Origin of the sequence: Vibrio brasiliensis LMG 20546 (assembly GCF_000189255.1) — a bacterium.
In the GTDB taxonomy this organism is placed as follows: Bacteria; Pseudomonadota; Gammaproteobacteria; order Enterobacterales; family Vibrionaceae; genus Vibrio; species Vibrio brasiliensis.
Genome location: NZ_AEVS01000043.1, coordinates 1 through 21,328 on the forward strand (window position 1 = coordinate 1; position 21,328 = coordinate 21,328).

Annotated in this window: 18 protein-coding genes; 11 read left to right on the plus strand and 7 right to left on the minus strand. The window is 46.3% G+C overall.

Features of this window, described 5'->3' with window-relative positions:
* Nucleotides 1-65: 65 nt before the first annotated feature.
* The 3 genes from bamE to nadK form a co-directional block, all read right to left on the minus strand.
* Complete coding sequence (bamE, locus tag RH46_RS06700) at nt 66-425, minus strand: outer membrane protein assembly factor BamE (protein ID WP_006878642.1); 360 nt, start codon at nt 423-425, stop codon at nt 66-68.
* 176 nt (nt 426-601) lie between these two features.
* Nucleotides 602-2,266, minus strand: coding sequence for a DNA repair protein RecN (gene recN / locus RH46_RS06705; RefSeq protein WP_006878643.1), 1,665 nt, complete (start codon nt 2,264-2,266; stop codon nt 602-604).
* 348 nt (nt 2,267-2,614) lie between these two features.
* Entirely contained in the window at nt 2,615-3,499 is an 885-nt protein-coding gene (nadK, locus tag RH46_RS06710) for an NAD(+) kinase (RefSeq protein ID WP_006878644.1), read from the minus strand.
* A 144-nt stretch (nt 3,500-3,643) separates the two neighbouring features.
* Between nadK and grpE the strand changes: the two genes are divergently transcribed.
* Nucleotides 3,644-4,240 (plus strand): nucleotide exchange factor GrpE, encoded by a 597-nt coding sequence (grpE, locus tag RH46_RS06715; protein WP_006878645.1) that lies wholly within the window; start codon nt 3,644-3,646, stop codon nt 4,238-4,240.
* 286 nt (nt 4,241-4,526) lie between these two features.
* Nucleotides 4,527-5,804 carry a dicarboxylate/amino acid:cation symporter gene (locus RH46_RS06720; protein ID WP_006878646.1) on the plus strand — a complete coding sequence of 426 codons (1,278 nt, stop codon included), beginning with the start codon at nt 4,527-4,529 and terminating at the stop codon, nt 5,802-5,804.
* An 80-nt stretch (nt 5,805-5,884) separates the two neighbouring features.
* Here the strand turns inward: RH46_RS06720 and RH46_RS06725 are convergent, their stop codons facing one another.
* A complete protein-coding gene (locus RH46_RS06725; RefSeq protein ID WP_006878647.1) occupies nt 5,885-6,232 on the minus strand; it encodes a four helix bundle protein in 348 nt (115 codons plus the stop codon).
* A 353-nt stretch (nt 6,233-6,585) separates the two neighbouring features.
* Here RH46_RS06725 and dnaK point away from each other — a divergent pair, with 353 nt between their 5' ends.
* The gene (dnaK, locus tag RH46_RS06730) at nt 6,586-8,496 is read left to right on the plus strand and encodes a molecular chaperone DnaK (RefSeq protein WP_006878648.1); all 1,911 of its coding nucleotides are present in this window, start codon (nt 6,586-6,588) and stop codon (nt 8,494-8,496) included.
* Nucleotides 8,497-8,695: 199 nt separating this feature from the next.
* A complete protein-coding gene (dnaJ, locus tag RH46_RS06735) occupies nt 8,696-9,838 on the plus strand; it encodes a molecular chaperone DnaJ (protein WP_006878649.1) in 1,143 nt (380 codons plus the stop codon).
* 46 nt (nt 9,839-9,884) lie between these two features.
* Here the strand turns inward: dnaJ and RH46_RS06740 are convergent, their stop codons facing one another.
* Nucleotides 9,885-10,307, minus strand: a complete 423-nt coding sequence (locus tag RH46_RS06740; protein WP_006878650.1) for a type IV pilin protein — start codon at nt 10,305-10,307, stop codon at nt 9,885-9,887.
* A gap of 97 nt (nt 10,308-10,404) precedes the next feature.
* On the opposite strand from RH46_RS06740, the gene RH46_RS06745 reads away from it, so the two are divergent.
* The 6 genes from RH46_RS06745 (at nt 10,405) to tadA (ending at nt 14,981) form a co-directional block, all read left to right on the plus strand.
* Nucleotides 10,405-10,926: a GspH/FimT family pseudopilin gene (locus RH46_RS06745; protein WP_040895339.1), complete on the plus strand. Its 522-nt coding sequence runs from the start codon at nt 10,405-10,407 to the stop codon at nt 10,924-10,926.
* Entirely contained in the window at nt 10,907-11,539 is a 633-nt protein-coding gene (locus tag RH46_RS06750; RefSeq protein ID WP_006878652.1) for a PilW family protein, read from the plus strand. Before RH46_RS06745 ends, RH46_RS06750 begins: the two co-directional genes overlap by 20 nt.
* Nucleotides 11,540-11,541: 2 nt before the next feature.
* Nucleotides 11,542-11,958 carry a hypothetical protein gene (locus tag RH46_RS06755; RefSeq protein WP_006878653.1) on the plus strand — a complete coding sequence of 139 codons (417 nt, stop codon included), beginning with the start codon at nt 11,542-11,544 and terminating at the stop codon, nt 11,956-11,958.
* Nucleotides 11,951-12,361 (plus strand): type IV pilus modification PilV family protein, encoded by a 411-nt coding sequence (locus tag RH46_RS06760; RefSeq protein ID WP_006878654.1) that lies wholly within the window; start codon nt 11,951-11,953, stop codon nt 12,359-12,361. Before RH46_RS06755 ends, RH46_RS06760 begins: the two co-directional genes overlap by 8 nt.
* Nucleotides 12,362-12,631: 270 nt before the next feature.
* Nucleotides 12,632-14,191, plus strand: coding sequence for an AbgT family transporter (locus RH46_RS06765; RefSeq protein WP_006878655.1), 1,560 nt, complete (start codon nt 12,632-12,634; stop codon nt 14,189-14,191).
* A 244-nt stretch (nt 14,192-14,435) separates the two neighbouring features.
* Nucleotides 14,436-14,981, plus strand: coding sequence for a tRNA adenosine(34) deaminase TadA (tadA, locus tag RH46_RS06770; protein ID WP_006878656.1), 546 nt, complete (start codon nt 14,436-14,438; stop codon nt 14,979-14,981).
* 47 nt (nt 14,982-15,028) lie between these two features.
* Here tadA and RH46_RS22320 read toward each other — a convergent pair whose 3' ends face one another.
* Both RH46_RS22320 and mltF read right to left on the minus strand, forming a co-directional pair.
* The gene (locus tag RH46_RS22320) at nt 15,029-15,166 is read right to left on the minus strand and encodes a hypothetical protein (protein ID WP_006878657.1); all 138 of its coding nucleotides are present in this window, start codon (nt 15,164-15,166) and stop codon (nt 15,029-15,031) included.
* A 207-nt stretch (nt 15,167-15,373) separates the two neighbouring features.
* Nucleotides 15,374-16,924, minus strand: a complete 1,551-nt coding sequence (gene mltF, locus RH46_RS06775) for a membrane-bound lytic murein transglycosylase MltF (protein WP_006878658.1) — start codon at nt 16,922-16,924, stop codon at nt 15,374-15,376.
* A 309-nt stretch (nt 16,925-17,233) separates the two neighbouring features.
* Between mltF and purL the strand changes: the two genes are divergently transcribed.
* Entirely contained in the window at nt 17,234-21,130 is a 3,897-nt protein-coding gene (purL, locus tag RH46_RS06780) for a phosphoribosylformylglycinamidine synthase (RefSeq protein ID WP_006878659.1), read from the plus strand.
* Nucleotides 21,131-21,328: the final 198 nt, after the last annotated feature.

Consider the following 21,328-nt stretch of genomic DNA (forward strand, 5'->3'; position numbering starts at 1 on the left):
CGCTTCTCGCTTCTCGCTTCTCGCTTCTCGCTTCTCGCTTCTCGCTTCTCGCTTCTCGCTTCTCGCTAGTTAATACTCTCGAAGAAATCGCTGCTGGCGTTAAAGTCGCCTGTAACGTCAACTAGCTGGCCGTTGCCATTGAAGTTGACAATAAGGTTCTTCTGCACTGAGTCGTTGTGACCTTCAGTGTGATGATAGATGTAGTACCAAGTATCCGGGTAGCCGTTTTCAACCAGCATTGGTGAACCCATTACGTAGCGTACTTGTTCCTTGGTCATGCCAAACTTAAGCTGTTCAACTGCGCTTTGCTCTACGTAGTTGCCCTGATTGATGTCAATGCGGTAAACAAGCTTTTCCAGTAGAGAGCAGCCTGTCAGCATTGTCATAGCGAGTGGTACAGCGATAAGCCACTTTTTAAATTGCATACTTAATATTCTTGTAACTGATAACATTCAAACTCAGCCGATAATAAACAAGCTAAGCGCCAAAGTAAAAAGCTGTAAGCATTTTGAATTGTTTCAGACCATGATTTTTGAATTTGGTTGCAAACTAGAGCCAAAATTTATCAATTAAAGACTATTTTGGCTCTAAGGTTGCGACGTTAAGCAGCAATAAGTAGTTCTTTGGCATTGGCAAGAGTTGAGTCGGTAATCTCACTTCCGCCGAGCAGGCGAGCAAGTTCTGATACACGCTGTTCGTTATCCAAGCGACGCATCTGTGTTTCTGTTTTACCCGCTTTAGTCTGTTTCGCGACGAACAGTTGTTGGTGGCCACAACCCGCTACCTGAGGTAAGTGAGTCACACACATAACCTGAGTTGATTCACCAAGTTTACGCAGCATCTTTCCAACTACAGCGGCTGTTGGTCCGCTGATACCTACATCGACTTCATCGAAGATCAGGCTAGGAGTATCAACTTTCTGCGCCGTGATAACCTGAATAGCGAGTGAGATACGTGAAAGCTCACCACCAGATGCTACTTTGGCAATTGGCTGCATTGGTTGACCAGGGTTAGTCGAAACGACAAAGCATACGCTGTCCATACCAAGTGGAGATGGGTGGTTGCCTTCGTTGCTGACTTCGATACGGAACTGGGCTTTCTCCATACTTAGCTCATGCATGCTCGCCGTGATTAGCTTATTAAGCTCTTTGGCGTAGCGGTTACGCGATTTATTTAGTTTTTCTGACGTTGTTAGGAATTTCTGGTATTTATCATTCACTTCTTGCTCTAGCTCTTCCAGACGTTCATCGGAGCAGTCTAGAGCGTCAATCTGACCCAGCAGTTCTTGATGATGCGCGTATAGCTCATCCGGTAGCACGTGGTGTTTACGTGCCATCGACATCACTTTAGAAAAGCGTTCTTCAACAAAAGCCATACGACCTGGATCTACGTCAATACAGTCAAGGTAGTTGCGCAGCTCACTGTTGGCTTCTTCTAGTTGGATTATGGCTTCTGCAATCATGTTTGGCAGTTCAGCCAGTTTTTCATCCAGTTCAGCCAGTTGGATCAGGGAGTGATTGGCTGATTGCAGAATACCAAGCGCGTTAACTTCTTCACCTTCGTATATAAGTTCGATAGCCTGCTGGCAGGTGGAGGCAAGTTCGCCGCTGTTGGACAGGCGTTTATGTTCTTGTTCGAGTTGTTCATATTCGTCCTCGCCAAGAGAGAGTTCATTCAGTTCTTTGATCTGGTATTCCAACAGCTGTTTTTGAGCCTGATTCGCTGCACTGTTTTCTTTCAGCTGTTTAAGGTTATTGTCCGCTTGTCGCCATGACTGGTATGCGTTGCGAGTGCTTTTCAGTAGTGCTGAGTGACCGGCATACTGATCGAGCATCGCCATCTGGTATTCGCTTTTCATCAGCTGATGGTGAGCATGCTGACCATGGATGTTAATCAGTAGCTGGCCCAAAGATTTAAGTTGTGAAAGAGGGACAGGGCTGCCATTGATGAATGCGCGAGAACGACCTTCTTTACTGATGATACGGCGCAAAATACAGTCACTGCCGTCAAGTAGGTCGTTATCTTCAAGCCAGCGAGTGGCGTTGATATTGTTCTCTAGGGAGAAAGCGGCACTGACTTCCGTTTTCTCTTCTCCCTGACGTACCATGCCGGCTTCTGCGCGCCCACCTAAACATAGGCCGAGTGCGTCGATAGCGATGGACTTACCTGCGCCCGTTTCGCCAGTGATGGTTGTCATTCCTTTGGATAGCTCTAGCTGTAGAGACTTAACAATTGCGAAATTATTAACACTTAGATGAGCCAGCATTTTATGTACCTGTTTAAATGAACAATACTGTATAAGAAAACAGTATATACTGTTTCTTTATACAGTAAAGATCCAGGTGAGAAAAAATGTGAGCGAGCGCGGACTTCGTCCTGCGAGATGCTAGAACGCTGCGCTCCGAGAATCGAGACCGGACTTCGTCCTTCGAGAGGTGCGCGTTATAGCTGCTGGGTAGGTACCTGAACCAGAGCTTTTTGTTGGGAACTTACGTCTAAAATACAGAAAAAAAGGTTGACGCTTTCACGTCAACCTTCCAAGGTTTTCTCGCTTCTCGCTTCTCGCTTCTCGCTTCTCGCTTCTCGCTTCTCGCTTCTCGCTTCTCGCTTCTCGCTAAAACAACTTACTCGACCATCCCAGCTTGTTTCGCAATACATGATAGTAGCTATAGTCTTTCGGATGGATCAGCTTAAGAATGTTCGGGCTCTGGTAAATATGTACTTCGTCACCCGGTGACACAGGTAATGAAACCTGACCATCACAGCCAACTTCCTGAGTACCGCGGTTATCTGGTGAAACAACCAGCTTGATGCGACGGTTACCGTCAACGACTAATGGGCGGCTCGACAGGGTATGCGGGAACATAGGAACCAGAGAGATAGCATTAAGGCTAGGCGATAGAATAGGGCCACCACCTGATAAGGAGTAGGCTGTTGAGCCGGTCGGTGTTGAAACAATTAAACCGTCGGCACGCAGAGAGAAAGCGAAGCTATCATCTATATATACTTCGAACTCGATCATATGCGCGACCTGACCAGGGTGAAGTACTGCTTCGTTCAGAGCTGCGTTGTGGCTTTTTACCTGGCCGTGGCGGTGAACTTCTGCTTCGAGCAAAAAGCGTTGCTCTTCAATAAACTCGCCTGCGAGAACTTTTTTCAGTGCCTGCTGGAAGTCTTCCGGATTGAGGTCCGTTAAGAAACCGAGATTGCCGCGGTTGACGCCAATGACGGAGATGTCAAAGCGTGACAATACGCGGGCAGCACCGAGCATGTTGCCGTCACCGCCAACGACGATCGCCAGATCGGCAATGCGGCCAAGTTGGATAAGACTGGCAAAGTCATCTTTTGGAATGTCGTCGAGGATTTCACTCAAACGATCATCGATAAACACCTTATAACCCTCAGCTTGAAGCCAGGTATAGAGCTCTTTATGCGTCGCTATTGCTTGCTGATCTCTGGGTTTACCAATGATGGCGATCACTTCAAAAGGTTTTTTCATAGGTTTTCCGCACCAAATAGGCTTGATTCGACAATCTTCATCCCCATAATAATGGCAAGTTAGCTATTTATGCGAGTTTTTGTGTATCCCAATACAATAAACGTGATGTGTTGGGTACCGATGGATATGAATTCTGGAGATATCATGAGCAACGAAGAAAACAAAATCAAAGACGAAGAACTACAACAGCAAGCAGAGCAAGAAGCGGAAGTTGTAGGTACTGAAGCTGATATCGAATGGAACGAAGAAGCAGAGAGCGATGAGCAAGAAGCGAAAATTGTTCAACTAGAAGCAGCATTACTTGCTAGCGAAGCGAAAATTCAGGATCAGCAAGACGGTGTTCTACGTGCTAAAGCAGAAGTAGAAAACATGCGTCGTCGTACTGAGACAGAGATCGACAAGGCTCGTAAATACGCTCTGAACAAGTTTGCAGAAGAGCTATTACCAGTTATCGATAACCTAGAGCGTGCTATTCAGGCGGCAGACACTGAAAACGAAGCGGTTAAGCCTTTACTTGAAGGTGTTGAACTGACGCACAAAACATTTGTTGATACTGTTTCTAAGTTTGGTCTTAAAGAGATCAACCCAGAAGGCGAAGCGTTCAACCCAGAATTGCACCAAGCGATGTCGATTCAGGAAAGCCCTGATCACGAGTCAAACACAGTTATGTTCGTGATGCAGAAAGGTTACGAGCTAAATGGTCGCGTGGTGCGTCCAGCAATGGTTATGGTAGCGAAATAACGCCTGACTAATAATTAACCACCTGTTTAAAAAGAGAGGCTATGCCTCTCTTTTTTTGTTTCTGACACCGAATTCCATACTGCCATCTAAAGAATTGATTTAGTGAATTATTCTTAGACTAAAGTTTAACCGAAAATTAATTTCTGATTAGAAACTTGTAACATTATCGTAAACAAATGCTTTATTTTGTAACCTCAATGTGTATTATGTGCGAACTCTGCCGAATAAACTGGCGGAATAAACTATAAAAGCATAAATATTAAACACAACATTCTGGAGATGGATGATGGATAAATCGCTTTCAAGCAAGATTTTTGTAGGCTTGTTTGCTGGTCTTCTGATCGGTACTGCGATCCAGTACTTATTTAGCGGGATTGCAATCTTTGACACTTACCTTCTAGGTGCTGCGGAAGGCGCCGGTGGTATGTTTGTATCTTTGATCAAACTATTGGTAGTGCCTCTGGTATACGTTTCAATTGTATGTGGTATCGTCGACCTGAAAGACATCACTGCATTCGGTCGTCTTGGTGGTAAAACTTTTGCCCTTTACATTATTAACACCATCATTGCGATTACGGCTGCCCTAACTGTTGGTATGATTTTCCAACCAGGTGCAGACGCTAACCTAGCAGGTACAATTTCAGAGAGCGTTAAACTAACGACAACTGAAACACCTGATATCTTCTCACTAGTAGTGAACATTGTACCAAGCAACCCTGTTCAGGCGTTTGCTAACGGCGACATGCTACAAATCATCTTTATGGCAATCCTGACTGGTCTTGCTATCCAGGCTCTTGATTCACGTGGTGGTCCAGCTATCCGTACTTTCAAGATGGCTAACGAAATCATGATGAAGCTTGTTGGTCTGGTAATGAGCCTAGCACCATACGGTGTATTCGCTCTTATGATTCAACTAGGTGCAACTCTTGACGCTAACACGCTAATGTCTGTTGCAGGCTACGTAGCACTTGTTGTTTCAATGCTAGTATTCTGGATCTTCTTCTTCTACCCAATGGCGGTAGGTGTTGCGACAGGTACGTCTCCAAAGACTTTCCTACGTGCAACTCGCGAGCAGATTCTGTTCTCTCTATCTACAGCAAGTTCAAACGCAACGATTCCTGTAACGATGCGTACCCTAACTGAGAAACTAAACGTTTCTAAATCAGTAGCGGGCTTTGGTGTACCACTAGGTGCAACAATGAACATGTCTGGTGTTTCTATCTACATCGCACTTGCAACTATCTTCGTTGCTAACGCATTTGGTCAGCCAATCAACACGGCAGACGTGTTTACTCTTGGTCTAACTATCCTGCTACTGTCTATCGGTGCTGGTGGTGTTCCGGGCGGTGGTGTTGTAATGGTAGGTGTTCTTCTTCACCAACTAGGTCTACCACCAGAAGGTCTGGCAATCATCGCAGCAGTTGACCGTATCAACGACATGTTCTGTACTTCTTCTAACGTAGTAGGTGATACAGCGGTTAACACTATCGTTGCTAAAACTGAAGGCGAAATCGGTAAAGACGAAGCAGAAGTTGAAGCGAAACCAGCTCAAGCAAATGCTTAATTTTTAAAACGCTGATTATAGAAAGCGAGCCTCAGGGCTCGCTTTTTTTTTGAGCATTGAGAGGGAAAAGAGTCGAGAGGTCAGATATTGGATTTATGTCTGATAATCAGAGCGCCCAAAATGCAGGAAATATCATCACATACTGTGCATAGGTCATTGCACTGTTCTGAGGGTAGGTAGTTCAATTCAGATGCGAGTAGTAACTGAGTCTTCAGTTCACCAACAGAGCCTTTAGCGACATTGAGAAAATAAGCGGTTTCTTTGGCACCGGCTCTTTCAACACCTTCAGCGATATTACTAGGGATAGATATACTTGAACGACGAATTTGATCACGAAATGAGTAATCACACATACCTTGAACGGCTAGGTAAGTCTGTTTGCAAAGTTCAAAGCTGGTTTTCCAAACCTGTAGTTTTTCATATTTCACTTTAGTTCCTCATTAAAGTGATAGTTTGGCTGGGTTTTACGCTCGCAAAGTATCTTAAAAGCATGAGAGTTTGGGCTTGACCCCGAATATCGCAACAAATCATCCTATCTCGATTCTCGATTCTCGATTCTCGATTCTCGATTCTCGATTCTCGATTCTCGATTCTCGATTCTCGTTTTTTTCTATTTTTTTTCCCTTCCTCCCTTGAAAAGCAATTTGCCGCCCTTATCTATTGGGCATAGAGAAGCAAACATCATTATTTTTGTTTGTGAGCAAGGGTTGAAACCCGATTCTCCATCCCCACATAGGGGATATAGCAAAACGAAAATAGAAATTTATTCGGAGATAGCCTGATGGGTAAAATCATTGGTATTGACTTAGGTACTACTAACTCATGTGTTGCTGTATTAGACGGCGACAAACCACGCGTAATCGAAAACGCAGAAGGTGAGCGTACAACAGCATCGGTAATTGCATACACAGATGGTGAGACGCTGGTAGGTCAACCTGCAAAACGTCAAGCAGTTACTAACCCAACTAACACGCTATTTGCAATTAAGCGTCTTATTGGTCGTCGCTTTGAAGACGAAGAAGTACAACGTGACATCGAAATCATGCCTTACAAAATCGTTAAGGCTGATAACGGCGACGCTTGGGTAGAAGCACAAGGCCAAAAAATGGCGGCTCCTCAAGTTTCAGCTGAAATCTTGAAGAAAATGAAGAAAACTGCTGAAGACTTCCTAGGTGAGGAAGTAACTGGCGCAGTTATCACAGTTCCTGCTTACTTTAACGATGCTCAGCGTCAAGCAACTAAAGATGCTGGCCGTATCGCAGGTCTTGAAGTTAAACGTATCATCAACGAACCAACAGCGGCAGCTCTAGCATACGGTCTAGACAAGAAAGGCGGCGATCGCACTATCGCGGTATACGACCTTGGTGGTGGTACATTTGATATCTCTATCATCGAAATCGATGAAGTTGAAGGCGAGAAAACTTTTGAAGTACTAGCAACTAACGGTGACACTCACCTTGGTGGTGAAGACTTCGATAACCGTCTGATCAACTACCTGGTTGAAGAGTTCAAGAAAGAGCAAGGTATCGATCTTAAGACCGATCCTCTAGCAATGCAGCGTGTTAAAGAAGCAGCAGAAAAAGCGAAAATCGAGCTTTCTTCTACTACTCAAACAGACGTAAACCTACCTTACGTAACTGCTGATGCTACTGGTCCTAAGCACATGAACGTTAAAGTGACTCGTGCGAAACTAGAATCTCTAGTTGAAGACCTAGTACAACGTTCTCTTGAGCCACTAAAAGTTGCTCTAGCAGATGCTGACCTATCGGTAGGCGAAATCACTGACGTTATCCTAGTAGGTGGTCAGACTCGTATGCCTATGGTTCAAGCTAAAGTTGCTGAGTTCTTCGGTAAAGAAGCTCGTCGCGACGTAAACCCAGACGAAGCAGTAGCAATGGGTGCTGCAGTTCAGGGTGGTGTACTAGCTGGTGATGTTAAAGACGTACTTCTACTAGACGTTACTCCTCTGTCTCTAGGTATCGAGACTATGGGCGGCGTAATGACTAAACTGGTTGAGAAGAACACAACTATCCCAACTAAAGCGAACCAGGTTTTCTCTACAGCAGAAGACAACCAGAACGCGGTAACTATCCACGTTCTACAGGGTGAGCGTAAGCAAGCGATGTACAACAAGTCTCTAGGTCAATTTAACCTAGAAGGCATCCAGCCTGCTCCACGTGGCATGCCACAAATCGAAGTGACTTTCGACCTAGATGCGGATGGTATCCTACACGTATCTGCGAAAGACAAGCAGACTGGTAAAGAGCAGAAGATCACTATCCAGGCTTCTGGCGGTCTAAGCGATGAAGACATCGAGAAAATGGTTCAAGAAGCAGAAGCTAACAAAGAAGCGGACAAGAAGTTCGAAGAGCTAGCAACTGCACGTAACCAAGCTGACCAAATGATTCACGGTACTCGTAAGCAAGTTGAAGAAGCGGGTGACGCTCTTCCAGCAGACGAGAAAGAGAAGATTGAAGCAGCGATCTCTGAACTAGAAGAAGCTCGTAAAGGCGAAGACAAAGAAGCTATCGACGCTAAAGTACAAGCGCTAATGGCAGCAGCTCAGAAGCTAATGGAAATTGCTCAACAGCAAGCACAAGCTCAACAAGCAGGTGAAGCTGGTGAACAACCTAAGCAAGAAGACGACGTTGTTGACGCAGAGTTCGAAGAAGTAAAAGAAGACAAGAAGTAATTCTTGAATCTGATTTAACTTGAATATGATGCGGGCGTTTGAGGAAACTCATACGCCCGTATGTTTGTAAGGTTATGTCCATCTAACTAAAAGTGTCTTTTTGGCGTAAAGTCGCTAGAATTCAGAGCCATTAGTTAGATCGATATAAACACCAGGCGGTATTAGGCCGTTTGCAGTAATAAATTTGGTGACGAAAAACATGTCAAAACGTGATTTTTACGAAGTATTAGGCGTAAGCCGCGATGCATCAGAGCGTGATATTAAAAAGGCGTACAAGCGCCTAGCTATGAAGTACCACCCAGACCGTAACCAGGGTGATGAGAGCGCTGCAGATAAGTTTAAAGAAGTAAAAGAAGCGTACGAAATTCTGCTTGATCCACAGAAGAAAGCGGCTTACGACCAGTATGGTCATGCTGCCTTTGAACAAGGTGGTATGGGCGGCGGCGGCTTCGGTGGCGGCGGTGCAGATTTCGGTGACATCTTTGGTGACGTATTTGGCGATATCTTTGGTGGTGGTCGTCGTGGCGGCGGTCAACAGCGCGCACAGCGTGGTGCAGACCTACGTTACAATATGGAACTGTCGCTAGAAGAAGCAGTTCGTGGTGTATCGAAAGAGATTGAAGTACCAACACTAGTTAACTGTGACTCTTGTGAAGGTAGCGGTGCGAAGAAAGGCACATCTGCTGAGACCTGTGGCACTTGTCACGGTCATGGTCAGGTTCAGATGCGTCAGGGCTTCTTTGCTGTTCAACAAACCTGTCCTACCTGTCACGGTAAAGGCAAGATTATCAAAGACCCATGTAACGTATGTCATGGTCAAGGCCGTAAGCAGAAAACCAAAACACTTAACGTTAAGATTCCTGCAGGCGTTGATACTGGCGATCGCATTCGTCTGTCTGGTGAAGGTGAAGCGGGCGAAATGGGCGCACCAGCAGGTGATCTATACGTACAAGTTCATGTGAAAGAGCACCATATCTTTGAGCGTGACGGTAACAACCTGTACTGTGAAGTACCAGTGAGCTTCGCAATGGCAGCACTTGGTGGTGAAGTAGAAGTCCCGACTCTAGATGGTCGTGTGAACCTGAAAGTGCCTACTGAAACTCAAACGGGTCGTATGTTCCGTATGCGTGGTAAAGGTGTGAAAGGTGTTCGTGGCGGCGGTGTTGGCGATCTTATCGTTAAACTTGTTGTTGAAACGCCAGTTAACCTAAGCTCGCGTCAGAAAGAACTACTTAAAGAATTTGAAGAGTCATGTGGTGGCGAAGCGGCGACTAAGCACAAGCCAAAATCTGAAGGCTTCTTCAACGGTGTGAAAAAGTTCTTCGATGACCTGACCAGCTAATTGGTTGAAATCATTACTCTAAAAGCCTGCCTGTGTGCAGGCTTTTTTATTGCCAGCAGTTTATCGGGCTATATTCACCGGCCTGATTGAGGCTAAGTATTGCGTATCCGCTGCCTTCACAACGATCATTGAGCTGAGAATTGATCGGCTGGGCTTTGATGATGTAACTGGTGTCGGTCGCAGAAATAGAAAAACTAAATTGGCGATTATTCGTCTGACAAAAACGGCATCCACCATCAACCAATACCAAGTTGACCGCTGCAAGGTAGCTATTTTGATAGTGCCTCTCTAGTTCAATTTGTATTTTGGCTAAATCGCTTATTGCAGCCTTGCGATGAGCTTTGAGGATCTGGCTTTGATAGCTTGGATACGCAATGCTGGCTATGATAGCGACTATCGCAGCGACAGCTAATAATTCGATCAGTGTCATCCCTTCTGGTCTACTCTTTGTTCGTTTATACCATTTCATTTTAACCACTCCCGAAGTTCGCCTATTTTCCGTGCTGGCTATTTTTGTCTCCTGATAATCTCGGGACAAGAATGGTTTTGAGCGAACATGGGCTTACATGACAAGTTGGAAAACATCTCGCGGATTAACTTTTCTCGAGCAACTCATAGTCTGCGGTTTACTCGTGTTCATGTTGTCACTGGCTGTGCCAGGTTTCGGTCAGATGAGTGCAGCGCTACAGATGAGGCGAGCGGTTAGTGAAATTAAGGGCTTTATGGACCAGAGTCGATCCGAAGCTGTTCTGCGTAATCAGGATCTTTGGGCGCACATTTCCGACACGAGCAATGCGACATCAAAAGGTTACTGGAAACTGACTCTGACCAACTCAGAGTGGGTAGGGGAAGGGGAGGTAATTTTGGTGATCGACAGTCGCTCATTCCCATCGATAGCGATTCATTGGAACTACAGCGTTGATCAAATCAAATTTGATGCTCGACGAGGAAGAGTGAAGAACGGAACGCTTAGCTTATATCTTGTCGACGATGAGCAGCAAATGCTGCGAGTAAAGAGCTCATTTTCTAATAATCGAGTGATGATTTGTGGTGTTGGGGAAGCGCGGTTTGGTTATTCAGTCTGTTAAGCGCCGTTCTCAAACCGGCTTATCTATGCTTGAGGTCTTGGTTGGCTCCTTGATAGGCCTGATAACTCTGGCAGTTATAGGGGCGGTATTTGTTGGAGGATTAAGGCTGGCAGAACACAACAGTAAGCGTTTACTACTAATACAAAGCCTGTCGATAGCTATGGAACAAATTAAGCGGGATGTCCGGCGAGCTGGATTTAACGATGGACAAGGGGTTGCAGCTAAGCTTTCCGGTAGCCTGGATACGATTTATGTCGATAAGGAAAACAGGCAACTGGGTTATGTTTATCGCCTGCTCTCTTCAGCTCAAGGGACATATCGTAACGTTGTGTTTAAGCATCACACCTCATCGAACTCCTCAATAGGAAATCAGCTCAAGGTGTGTGAGAAATACTCATCAACACCTTTATCTATAACTAGCGCCGCACTGTCAGGTTGGGAAGGCAATTGTTACAACCTGTTCGATCCAAACCAAATATCGGTCACGAGTTTCGAGGTTTCGAGTGAAGTCGTCAGCGATGACCAGCATATATCGGTGGGTATCGTTGGCCACCTGTTACGAGAGCCAGCAGTGAGTCACAGTGCTGAGATTCGGGTGGCTGGGAGAAACTAGCTATGAACCTAATTAGGGGGCGGGGTGCTTTAACACTTGTGATGAGTTCCATTTTATTAGCGGGAGTGCTAGTGGTTTCGCTCGGGCTGTTCAGAAACCTATTTTTCCACATTAAGCTGGCACAAAATCATACTCGCTCAAGTCAGACCTATTGGTTGTTGGAAGGCGGGGTTGAGTGTGCATATGCTCGACTAGAGCAGCAAGCTGATGTTCTTGACTTGCTATCATCAGATACGAGTTTGACGACGTTTAATTATTGTAAGCAGCAAATGACTCTGGAGCGGTTAAGCGTCGCCCCTCTGGGTAACAGCCTTTTTGCCATTAGAGCGTCTAAAGGCAGCTATGCCCTTAATAAGCGTTTTTACTACGGTGCACAAACTGGTATTACCTGGCTAGCCGGAGGGTGGGATATTGAATAGGTATCTTGGTTTTAGTCTTATCGAGGTGATGGTGGCTCTGTTTATTACTGCGGTCGCATCATTTGCGCTAGTCCAACTTCAGGTTTACGTACAACAGAGATTTGAGTTTGCCATCAAGGGTGCAAAGGCACTGAATCTGGCTGAACAAAAATTAGAATGGCTACGCAGCTCACCAGAGCTCTCATCAGAATTTCCACCTTCAGAGTCATCGTTACCTGTTAGTGATTCAGTTGTTGTGGATGATTCATCTTTTGTGGTGAGGTTGCAGTTGGAAAATGATTCGGTAGTAGCAAAGCTTTACCGGGTTAATGTTGAAGTAGAGTGGCTGGATCGACTCGGCGAACCCCACTCTGTTAGGTTAACAACCATGCTTTCTACGTATAGTGAATCTATAGGTGATTAGTTTAATATTGATGGCGTCGCGAGTTTTACTATGTAAAAGCAAGATTTATGTTTTATGTTTTGGTTTCAAAATTGTTTCATATCATGGGGTGATTGTGTGTTGTCTTTGTTGCACGCTGATGGCGTTTTTGCAAAATATGTCTCCAATTATGGAAAAAGCTATAGAATCTTGTGCTTTTATTAAGGCTATTTTATAGAATGAACGGTGAATCATAGGCTGACAAAAAAACAACAAGAAGCCTTAGGCAACAACATCACATATGGAGTTACCATGAGTAACCAAGCAGTAAATCAGGCACCATCCTCGAAGCCGAGTGGGATGGATCGCTTCTTAAACTTTATCGAACGCGCAGGTAACAAGATCCCAGATCCTGCAATTTTGTTTTTCTGGGCACTGGTTATTACCTGGGCTGCGTCAGCGTTGCTCTCCAACGTTACGTTTGACCTTATTAACCCACGTTCGGGTGAAGCGCTTGCAATCAATAACCTTTTGACTGGCGAATCTTTAGCAAGCTTCCTCGCGAACATGGTGACAACTTTCACTGGTTTTGCTCCACTAGGCATCGTACTAGTAGCAATGCTAGGTGTTGGTGTCGCTGACTCTTCTGGCTTTATTACTACTGGCCTTAAGAAGATGCTTAACTTCACTCCAGCTAAGCTTCTTACTCCAATGCTTATTCTGGTTGCGATCGTTTCGCATACTGCAGCAGATGCGGGCTACGTTCTTGTTATTCCACTAGGTGGTATCATCTTCCACGCAGCTGGTCGTCACCCACTAGCGGGTATCGCAGCAGCGTTTGCGGGTGTATCAGGTGGTTTCTCTGCAAACTTTATCCCTTCAGGTATCGACCCTCTACTAGCTGGCTTCACTCAAACAGCTGCACAGGTTCTTGACCCAGAGTACGTAGTTAACCCACTAGCAAACATCTTCTTCACTGGTCTATCTTCAGTGATCATTGTTGCTATCGGTTGGTACGTAACTGAGAAAATCATCGAACCTCGTCTGGCAAAAACGCCTATCGATGAAGATGCAGAAAAAGCACCGGATCTGGGTTCTTTCACTGAGCTAGAATCAAAAGCGTTCCGCTACGCTGGTTGGGCTATGATGGCAGGTATTGCTGTTCTAATTGCGGCAATTATTCCTGAAAACTCAGCACTACGTTCTCCTCAAGGTGAAATTACAGCGTTCTCTGCACCGCTAATGAAGTCGATCGTTCCATTGATCTTCATTCTGTTCATCATTCCAGGTTACGTATACGGTAAAGTTTCTGGCACGTTCAAGACAAGTAACGACATCATCAAAGCGATGGCGGATACTATGTCTACTATGGGCGCGTACATTGTAATGTCGTTCTTCTGTGCTCAGTTCCTATCTGCGTTTGCTCAGTCAAACATTGGTACTATGCTGGCTCTATACGGTGCTCAGGGCCTGAAAGCGATGAACCTACCAGGTGAAGCAACGATCATTGGTATGATTCTTCTGACTGCGTCAGTGAACCTGCTAATCGGTTCAGCATCTGCGAAGTGGGCTCTGATTGGTCCAATTCTGGTTCCAATGCTAATGGCTGTTGGTATCTCTCCTGAGCTATCTCAGGCAGCTTACCGTGTAGGTGACTCTGTATCGAACATCATTTCACCTCTGATGGTATTCTTCCCACTAGTTGTGGTTTACTGTCAGCGCTACGTGAAGTCGACAGGTATCGGTACTCTAGCATCACTAATGATGCCATTCTCGATCGCAATGCTGATTGGTTGGTCTATCTTCCTGGTTGCTTACTGGATGCTAGGCATTCCACTAGGTATCCAAGCACCATACACCTACACGATGTAAAGACCGTCGTATTTGGTGCTGCAGCAGTTGTTAGCTGCGCAACACTAACTATTAGGTATTCGATATTGAAAGCGCTGGTCGAGAGACTGGCGCTTTTTTGATCGTTGGAGAACACGGCGTTTCGAGATCGGGCTTCGCCCTGTGAGATGTTAGAACGCTTCGCTACTCGCGCTCCCTTCCCCTCTCGCCTGGTTACAGGTAAAATCACAAACCCACAGCACTTTGCTAGACTTTGGAGCCCTCTGTGTCTGAATCCCAATTTACCCCTCAAGATGAACTGTTTATGCGTCGTGCAATGGAGCTTGCTCAGCATGCAGAAGAGCAAGGCGAAGTGCCGGTTGGTGCCGTATTGGTCAAAGACGGTGAAATCATTGCTGAAGGGTGGAATGAATCGATTGGCAGCCACGATGCCACTGCCCATGCAGAGATGCAGACGATTCGTAAAGCAGGTCTGGCACTAGAAAACTACCGGCTACTTGATACGACGCTGTATGTAACGTTAGAGCCTTGCCCAATGTGTGCAGGCGCGTTGTTACACAGCCGTGTTAAGCGCATTGTTTTTGGTGCCCCAGATCTTAAGGCGGGTGCCGCAGGGACGGTGCTCAATCTGTTTGAGCATCAGGCAGCGTACCACTATGCAGATGTTGAGCAGGGATTACTTGAGGACGAGTGTCGGGTACAACTGCAATCTTTCTTTAAACGTCGACGTAAAGAGAAGAAGAAAGAGCGCAAAGCAACACGTTTTACACGTATGCATGAAGCTAAGAAAGGGCAGAGTAAGGAGCAGTGAGGGTTTTTAAGCAAACATCTTACGCTTAAGATGTTTGCTGTAGATGGCTATGCAGCGCAGATTAGCTGCATGAACGCACGGTGACGTGCAATGACTTTTTTCTTGTTGTTGCTAAGCATACGCTTACGACGATTTGCAGTAACTGTCTTGTTAAGGCGTTTCGACTGCATTCTACGTTTAAGCATAAAACAACCTCCTATTATGGTTTAAGTTGAATCAACTGCGCTACTACTGTAAAGCATTTGATTTTCTGACGATAGACGTCTTATACCCCGCAATTGTTACAATTTTAAGAAACTTCGCAAGTGATCTTGAACACGATATTATCTATCGGTAGAGGGATAAGAGTTAGCTGCGCAGTTTTTGAACAAAACTACGCAGCTGGAAGTGGATTAGTTGTCTGAGTTAGGCTCTGTCTGCGGTTGTGACTCAAGCTGTTCTGGTTGTTCCTCTGAGCTTGGGCTCGCTTCCGGTTCTGCTATTTCAGGCAACTGAATAACCACCAAGTCATCAACACTGACATCGTTGTTTTCGACGGTCTGTTGCTCGACATGGCCGATAATACTCTGGTAGTAGCGGCGAATATTTTCAACGTAATTGCGAGCCTCATCTCCACGGGCAAAGCCGTAACGAGTCTGACTGTAGTATTTCTTCTGACGCAAGAGCGGCAGACGATCTTTTACGTCTGACCACGCATCTGGGTTACCACCTTGCTTCTTGGTCAGGCGACGAGCATCCATCATATGACCATAGCCGACGTTATATGACGCCAGAGCAAACCAAATCTTTTCGTGTTCATCGATAGAGTCTGGAATGCGTGACACCATGCGGCGCAGGTACTCAACTCCACCACGGACTGACTGCTCAGGATCAAGGCGGTTAGTTACCCCAACACTTTTCGCTGTCGGTAGGGTAAGCATCATCATGCCGCGCACACCTGTAGGTGATTTGGCTTTTGGATTCCAGTGGGACTCCTGATAAGCCAGTGCCGCCACCAGACGCCAGTCGAACTCATCAGAATATTTTTTAAATAGCGGTGACCATTTAGGCAGCTTTGAATCCAGCGCACGGATAAACGCGCGCGTGTCGACGTAGTCGAAGCTACCAATATGACCTATGTATTTCTCTTCAAGTGAAGCCAGATGACTTGACTGTTTTACCGCACCAAAGAACTCAATTAACAGCGCATAAAGGCTCTCATCTTGCGAGCGACGTAAGAACCAGGAAATGGGTTGGTCTTCGGTTAGCTCAAAGGCTAGCGCGATATCAGGGTAGATACGTTGGGATAGTGAAATCTCCACCGAGTCCGCGACGGTATAGCGCAGTTCACCTGCAGAGACTTGTTTCAACAGATCGTTAACGTCGGCATTCGCATCGATATCGTAAGAGAATTCAGGTTGTTTGGCCTGAATCGAAGACAAAGTACGGTTAAAGTGAGAGTCGCTAACGATTTTAAGTACGTCTTCACCACCATTTTCTTCGATGAGTTCGGCTTGTTTTTTTAACAGTTGTTCGAGGTTTCTCGGACGCCAACTGCCTTTCTTATATACGACCTGCTGACTGACGTAATAGTACGCAGGGCCTGGACGAAATAGCTTAAGACGTTCCGGAGACTGACTCAGTCCCGCAGCAATGATATCGATCTCACCGTTTTCCAATGCAGGGTAAAGGCTCGAAATACGATAAGCCGGTTTCATCTCAAGCTGGACACCGAGCTCATTAGCGAACTCTCGTGCTAACTCGTAATCAAGTCCCGCAGGGCCATCTGGGCCGATATAGTAAGAGAGCTGGTTGTTCAGAGTGCCGACACGTAGAACGCCGCGCTCTTTAATCAGGTCCAACTCACTCTTTGGTTCGGATTCAATTTGGCAACCAGACAGCACTAACGCACTGAACAACAATACGCTGAGTGACTTAATTTGGTTTAAGTAATGCTTTTTCATTAACGACAATCTCATACATCCAGTAGGGCATTTATATCAAAGTGTCATGACAAGGCAAGATAATCAGTCAGGCTTCGGGATAACTGTTCTCGATATTGGGAATTCTGGTGTATCTCTAATTTGACAAAAAAAATGACGCAAACGGTTGCTTTTGGTGTTACATCACAAAAACAATTGCTATATAATGCGCTCGCAACACAGAGGTGGAATCGGCATAAGTTCGAAGTAAAACAGTCTAACCCACTGAATTTATTCCAATATCACCTCAGGTCATTAGACCTTAACCAATTGCATAAGAGACCTAAGCACATGAGAATTTTTCGTGGCTCCCCAGCTCTATCTGAATTTCGTGTTAACAAGCTTCTAGAGCTTTGTCGTGAACTAAGTCTGCCAGTAACTGGCATCTACGCAGAGTTCGCTCATTTTGCTGAACTATCAGCTGATCTTGACGCGTCTGAAGTTGAGAAACTAGAAAAACTACTGACTTACGGTCCAACAATTGAAGAGCATGCGCCTGAAGGTCTGCTTCTACTTGCGACTCCTCGTCCGGGCACTATCTCTCCTTGGTCTTCTAAGTCTACAGATATCGCTAATAATTGTGGTCTGGATAAAGTTGTCCGTCTAGAGCGCGGTACCGCTTACTACATCGAAACGTCAAGCGAGCTTTCAGAACTTCAACTGGTTGAGCTAAAAGCTGTCCTGCACGACCGTATGATGGAAGTGATCTTTACGGATTTCGACTCTGCTCAGGCACTATTCCAGGTTGCAGAGCCTGCACCAGTTGCGGATGTTGATCTACTCACAGGTGGTCGTGCTGCGCTTGAAAACGCAAACGTTACCCTTGGTCTGGCACTGGCTGATGATGAAATCGAATACCTTTACGATGCGTTCGTCAACAAACTAGACCGCAACCCAACAGACATCGAACTTATGATGTTTGCTCAGGCGAACTCAGAGCATTGTCGCCACAAGATCTTTAACGCAGACTGGACTATCGACGGCGTGAAGCAAGAGAAGTCTCTGTTCAAGATGATCAAAAACACGTTTGAAGTGACTCCAGATAACGTGCTGTCTGCCTACAAAGATAATGCAGCGGTCATGGTTGGTTCTGATGTTGGTCGTTTCTTCCCTAACCCAGAGACTCGCCAATACGGTTACAGCCACGAGAAAGCGCATATCCTTATGAAGGTGGAAACGCACAACCACCCAACGGCTATCTCTCCATGGCCGGGCGCTTCTACTGGTTCTGGCGGCGAAATCCGTGATGAAGGCGCAACAGGTATTGGTGGTAAGCCAAAAGCGGGTCTGGTTGGTTTTACAACGTCTAACTTACGTATTCCTGGCTTTGAACAGCCTTGGGAAACAGATTTCGGTAAGCCGGGTCGTATTGTTAATGCGCTAGATATCATGCTGGAAGGTCCACTAGGTGGCGCTGCATTCAACAACGAATTTGGTCGTCCAAACCTACTTGGTTACTTCCGTACTTACGAAGAGAAAGTCAACTCTCACGCTGGTGAAGAGATCCGTGGTTACCACAAACCAATCATGATTGCTGGTGGTATGGGTAACATCCGCGAAGAGCACGTGCAGAAGAAAGAGATCCCGGTAGGCGCAAGCCTGATCGTTCTTGGTGGCCCTGCAATGAACATCGGTCTTGGTGGCGGTGCGGCTTCATCTATGGCGTCAGGTCAGTCTGCTGAAGATTTGGATTTCGCTTCAGTGCAGCGTGAAAACCCAGAGATGGAGCGTCGTTGTCAGGAAGTGATTGACCGTTGTTGGCAGCTTGGTGATGCTAACCCAATTGCATTTATCCACGATGTGGGCGCTGGTGGTATCTCTAACGCACTTCCAGAGCTTGTTGATGATGGTGAACGTGGCGGTATCTTCCAACTGCGTGACGTACCAAATGACGAACCGGGTATGAGCCCACTAGAAATCTGGTGTAATGAATCGCAAGAGCGTTACGTTCTGGCTGTAGCACCGGAGAACATGGACGCATTTGATGCAATCTGTAAGCGTGAACGTGCACCATATGCAGTGGTAGGTGTTGCCACAGAAGAGCGTGACCTGAAACTAGAAGATTCACACTTCGACAACACACCAATTGATATGCCAATGGATGTACTTTTAGGTAAAACGCCTAAGATGCACCGCGATGCGCAGACACTAAAAGCCAACAACCCAGCGGTTAACCGTGATGGTATCGAGCTGAACGAAGCGGTAGACCGTGTACTGCGTCTGCCAACAGTGGCTGAGAAAACTTTCCTTATCACTATTGGCGACCGCACGGTAACGGGCCTTGTTGCACGTGACCAGATGGTAGGTCCTTGGCAGGTGCCTGTCGCGAACTGTGCGGTAACAGCTGCAAGCTACGATACGTACCACGGTGAAGCAATGTCGATGGGTGAGCGTACTCCGGTTGCTCTACTAGACTTTGGTGCCTCTGCCCGTTTGGCAGTAGGTGAAGCGATCACTAACATCGCAGCGACAAACATCGGTGATATCAAGCACATCAAACTGTCGGCAAACTGGATGTCTCCGGCGGGTCACCCGGGCGAAGATGCTGGTCTTTATGAAGCGGTGAAAGCGGTAGGTGAAGAACTTTGTCCGGCACTTGGCCTGACTATCCCGGTTGGTAAAGACTCTATGTCGATGAAGACTAAGTGGGAAGATAATGGCGAGCAGAAAGAAGTCACTTCGCCACTGTCTCTAATCATCACAGCCTTTGCTCGTGTCGAAGATGTTCGTAAGACAATCACTCCTCAGCTTCGTACCGATAAGGGCGATACTAGCCTGGTTGTTATCGACCTTGGTAATGGCAAGAATCGTCTGGGCGCAACAGCACTAGCACAGGTTTATAAGCAGCTAGGTGATAAGCCAGCTGATGTCGATAACGCAGAGCAGCTAAAAGGCTTCTACCAGGGTATTCAGGCGCTAGTCGCGAAAGATCAGGTAGTGGCATACCACGATAAGGGTGATGGCGGTCTGTTTGTTACTCTGGCTGAGATGGCATTTGCTGGACACTGTGGCGTGAAAGCTGACATTGCTGCGCTGGGCGAAGATACACTGGCTGCGCTATTCAACGAAGAGTTAGGTGCGGTTATTCAGGTTAAGAACGACGATCTGGACGCAGTGCTTTCTACGCTGGCAGCAAATGGGCTTGAAGCATGCTCACACGTCATTGGTTCAGTGGAAGCATCTGATGAGTTAGTTATCAAGTCTGGTGACACCGTAGTTATTGAGCGTAACCGTACTGAACTACGTACCATCTGGGCAGAGACTACGCATAAGATGCAGGGTCTACGTGATAACCCGGCATGTGCTGACCAGGAGTTCGCGGCTAAGAAAGATAACTCGGACCCGGGTCTGAACGTTAAACTAAGCTACGACGTTAATGAAGATATTGCAGCGCCATATATTGCGACAGGTGCTAAGCCTAAGATGGCAATCCTACGTGAACAGGGCGTTAACTCTCATGTTGAAATGGCCGCTGCGTTCGACCGTGCTGGTTTCGAAGCAACAGATATCCACATGAGCGATATTCTGACAGGTCAGGCTGTTCTGGAAGAGTACCAAGGTCTGGTTGCGTGTGGCGGTTTCTCTTACGGTGATGTACTAGGCGCTGGTGAAGGCTGGGCTAAGTCTATCCTGTTCAATGAGCAGGCGCGTAACCAGTTTGAAGGTTTCTTTAAACGTGAAGATACTTTCTCTCTTGGTGTGTGTAACGGTTGTCAGATGCTGTCTAACCTGAAAGAGTTAATTCCGGGTGCAGAGTTCTGGCCACGTTTTGTTCGTAACGAATCAGAGCGTTTTGAAGCCCGTTTCAGTCTGGTTGAAGTACAGAAGTCTGACTCTGTATTCTTCGACGGTATGGAAGGTTCTCGTATGCCAATCGCAGTGTCACACGGTGAAGGTCGCGTAGAAGTTCGCGATGCTGACCATCTGGCAGCGATTGAAGCATCAGGTACGGTAGCAGTTCGTTACGTGGACAACCACGGTAACCCAACGCAGCAATACCCGAATAACCCGAATGGTTCACCGAACGCAATCACAGGTCTGACGACGACTGACGGCCGTGTAACCATCATGATGCCTCACCCAGAGCGTGTATTCCGCACCGTTGCTAACTCTTGGGCTCCAGAAGGTTGGGGTGAGAATGGCGCTTGGATGCGTATGTTCCAGAATGCACGTAAGAACGTAGGTTAATCGCAGCAGCGAAACGAGTTTTTAAAGCATATTGAAAAGCGCTGGTTGAGAGACCAGCGCTTTTTTTTAGGTGCAGTTATAGAGAGCGCTTCGCTTCGAGAACGGACTTCGTCCTTTGAGAGGTTGGGGTTGGTAGAATCGTGATAGAACCTTTGATGTAAAGGTGTTGACAGAACTTGTTTCCGCGAAGAGATAATA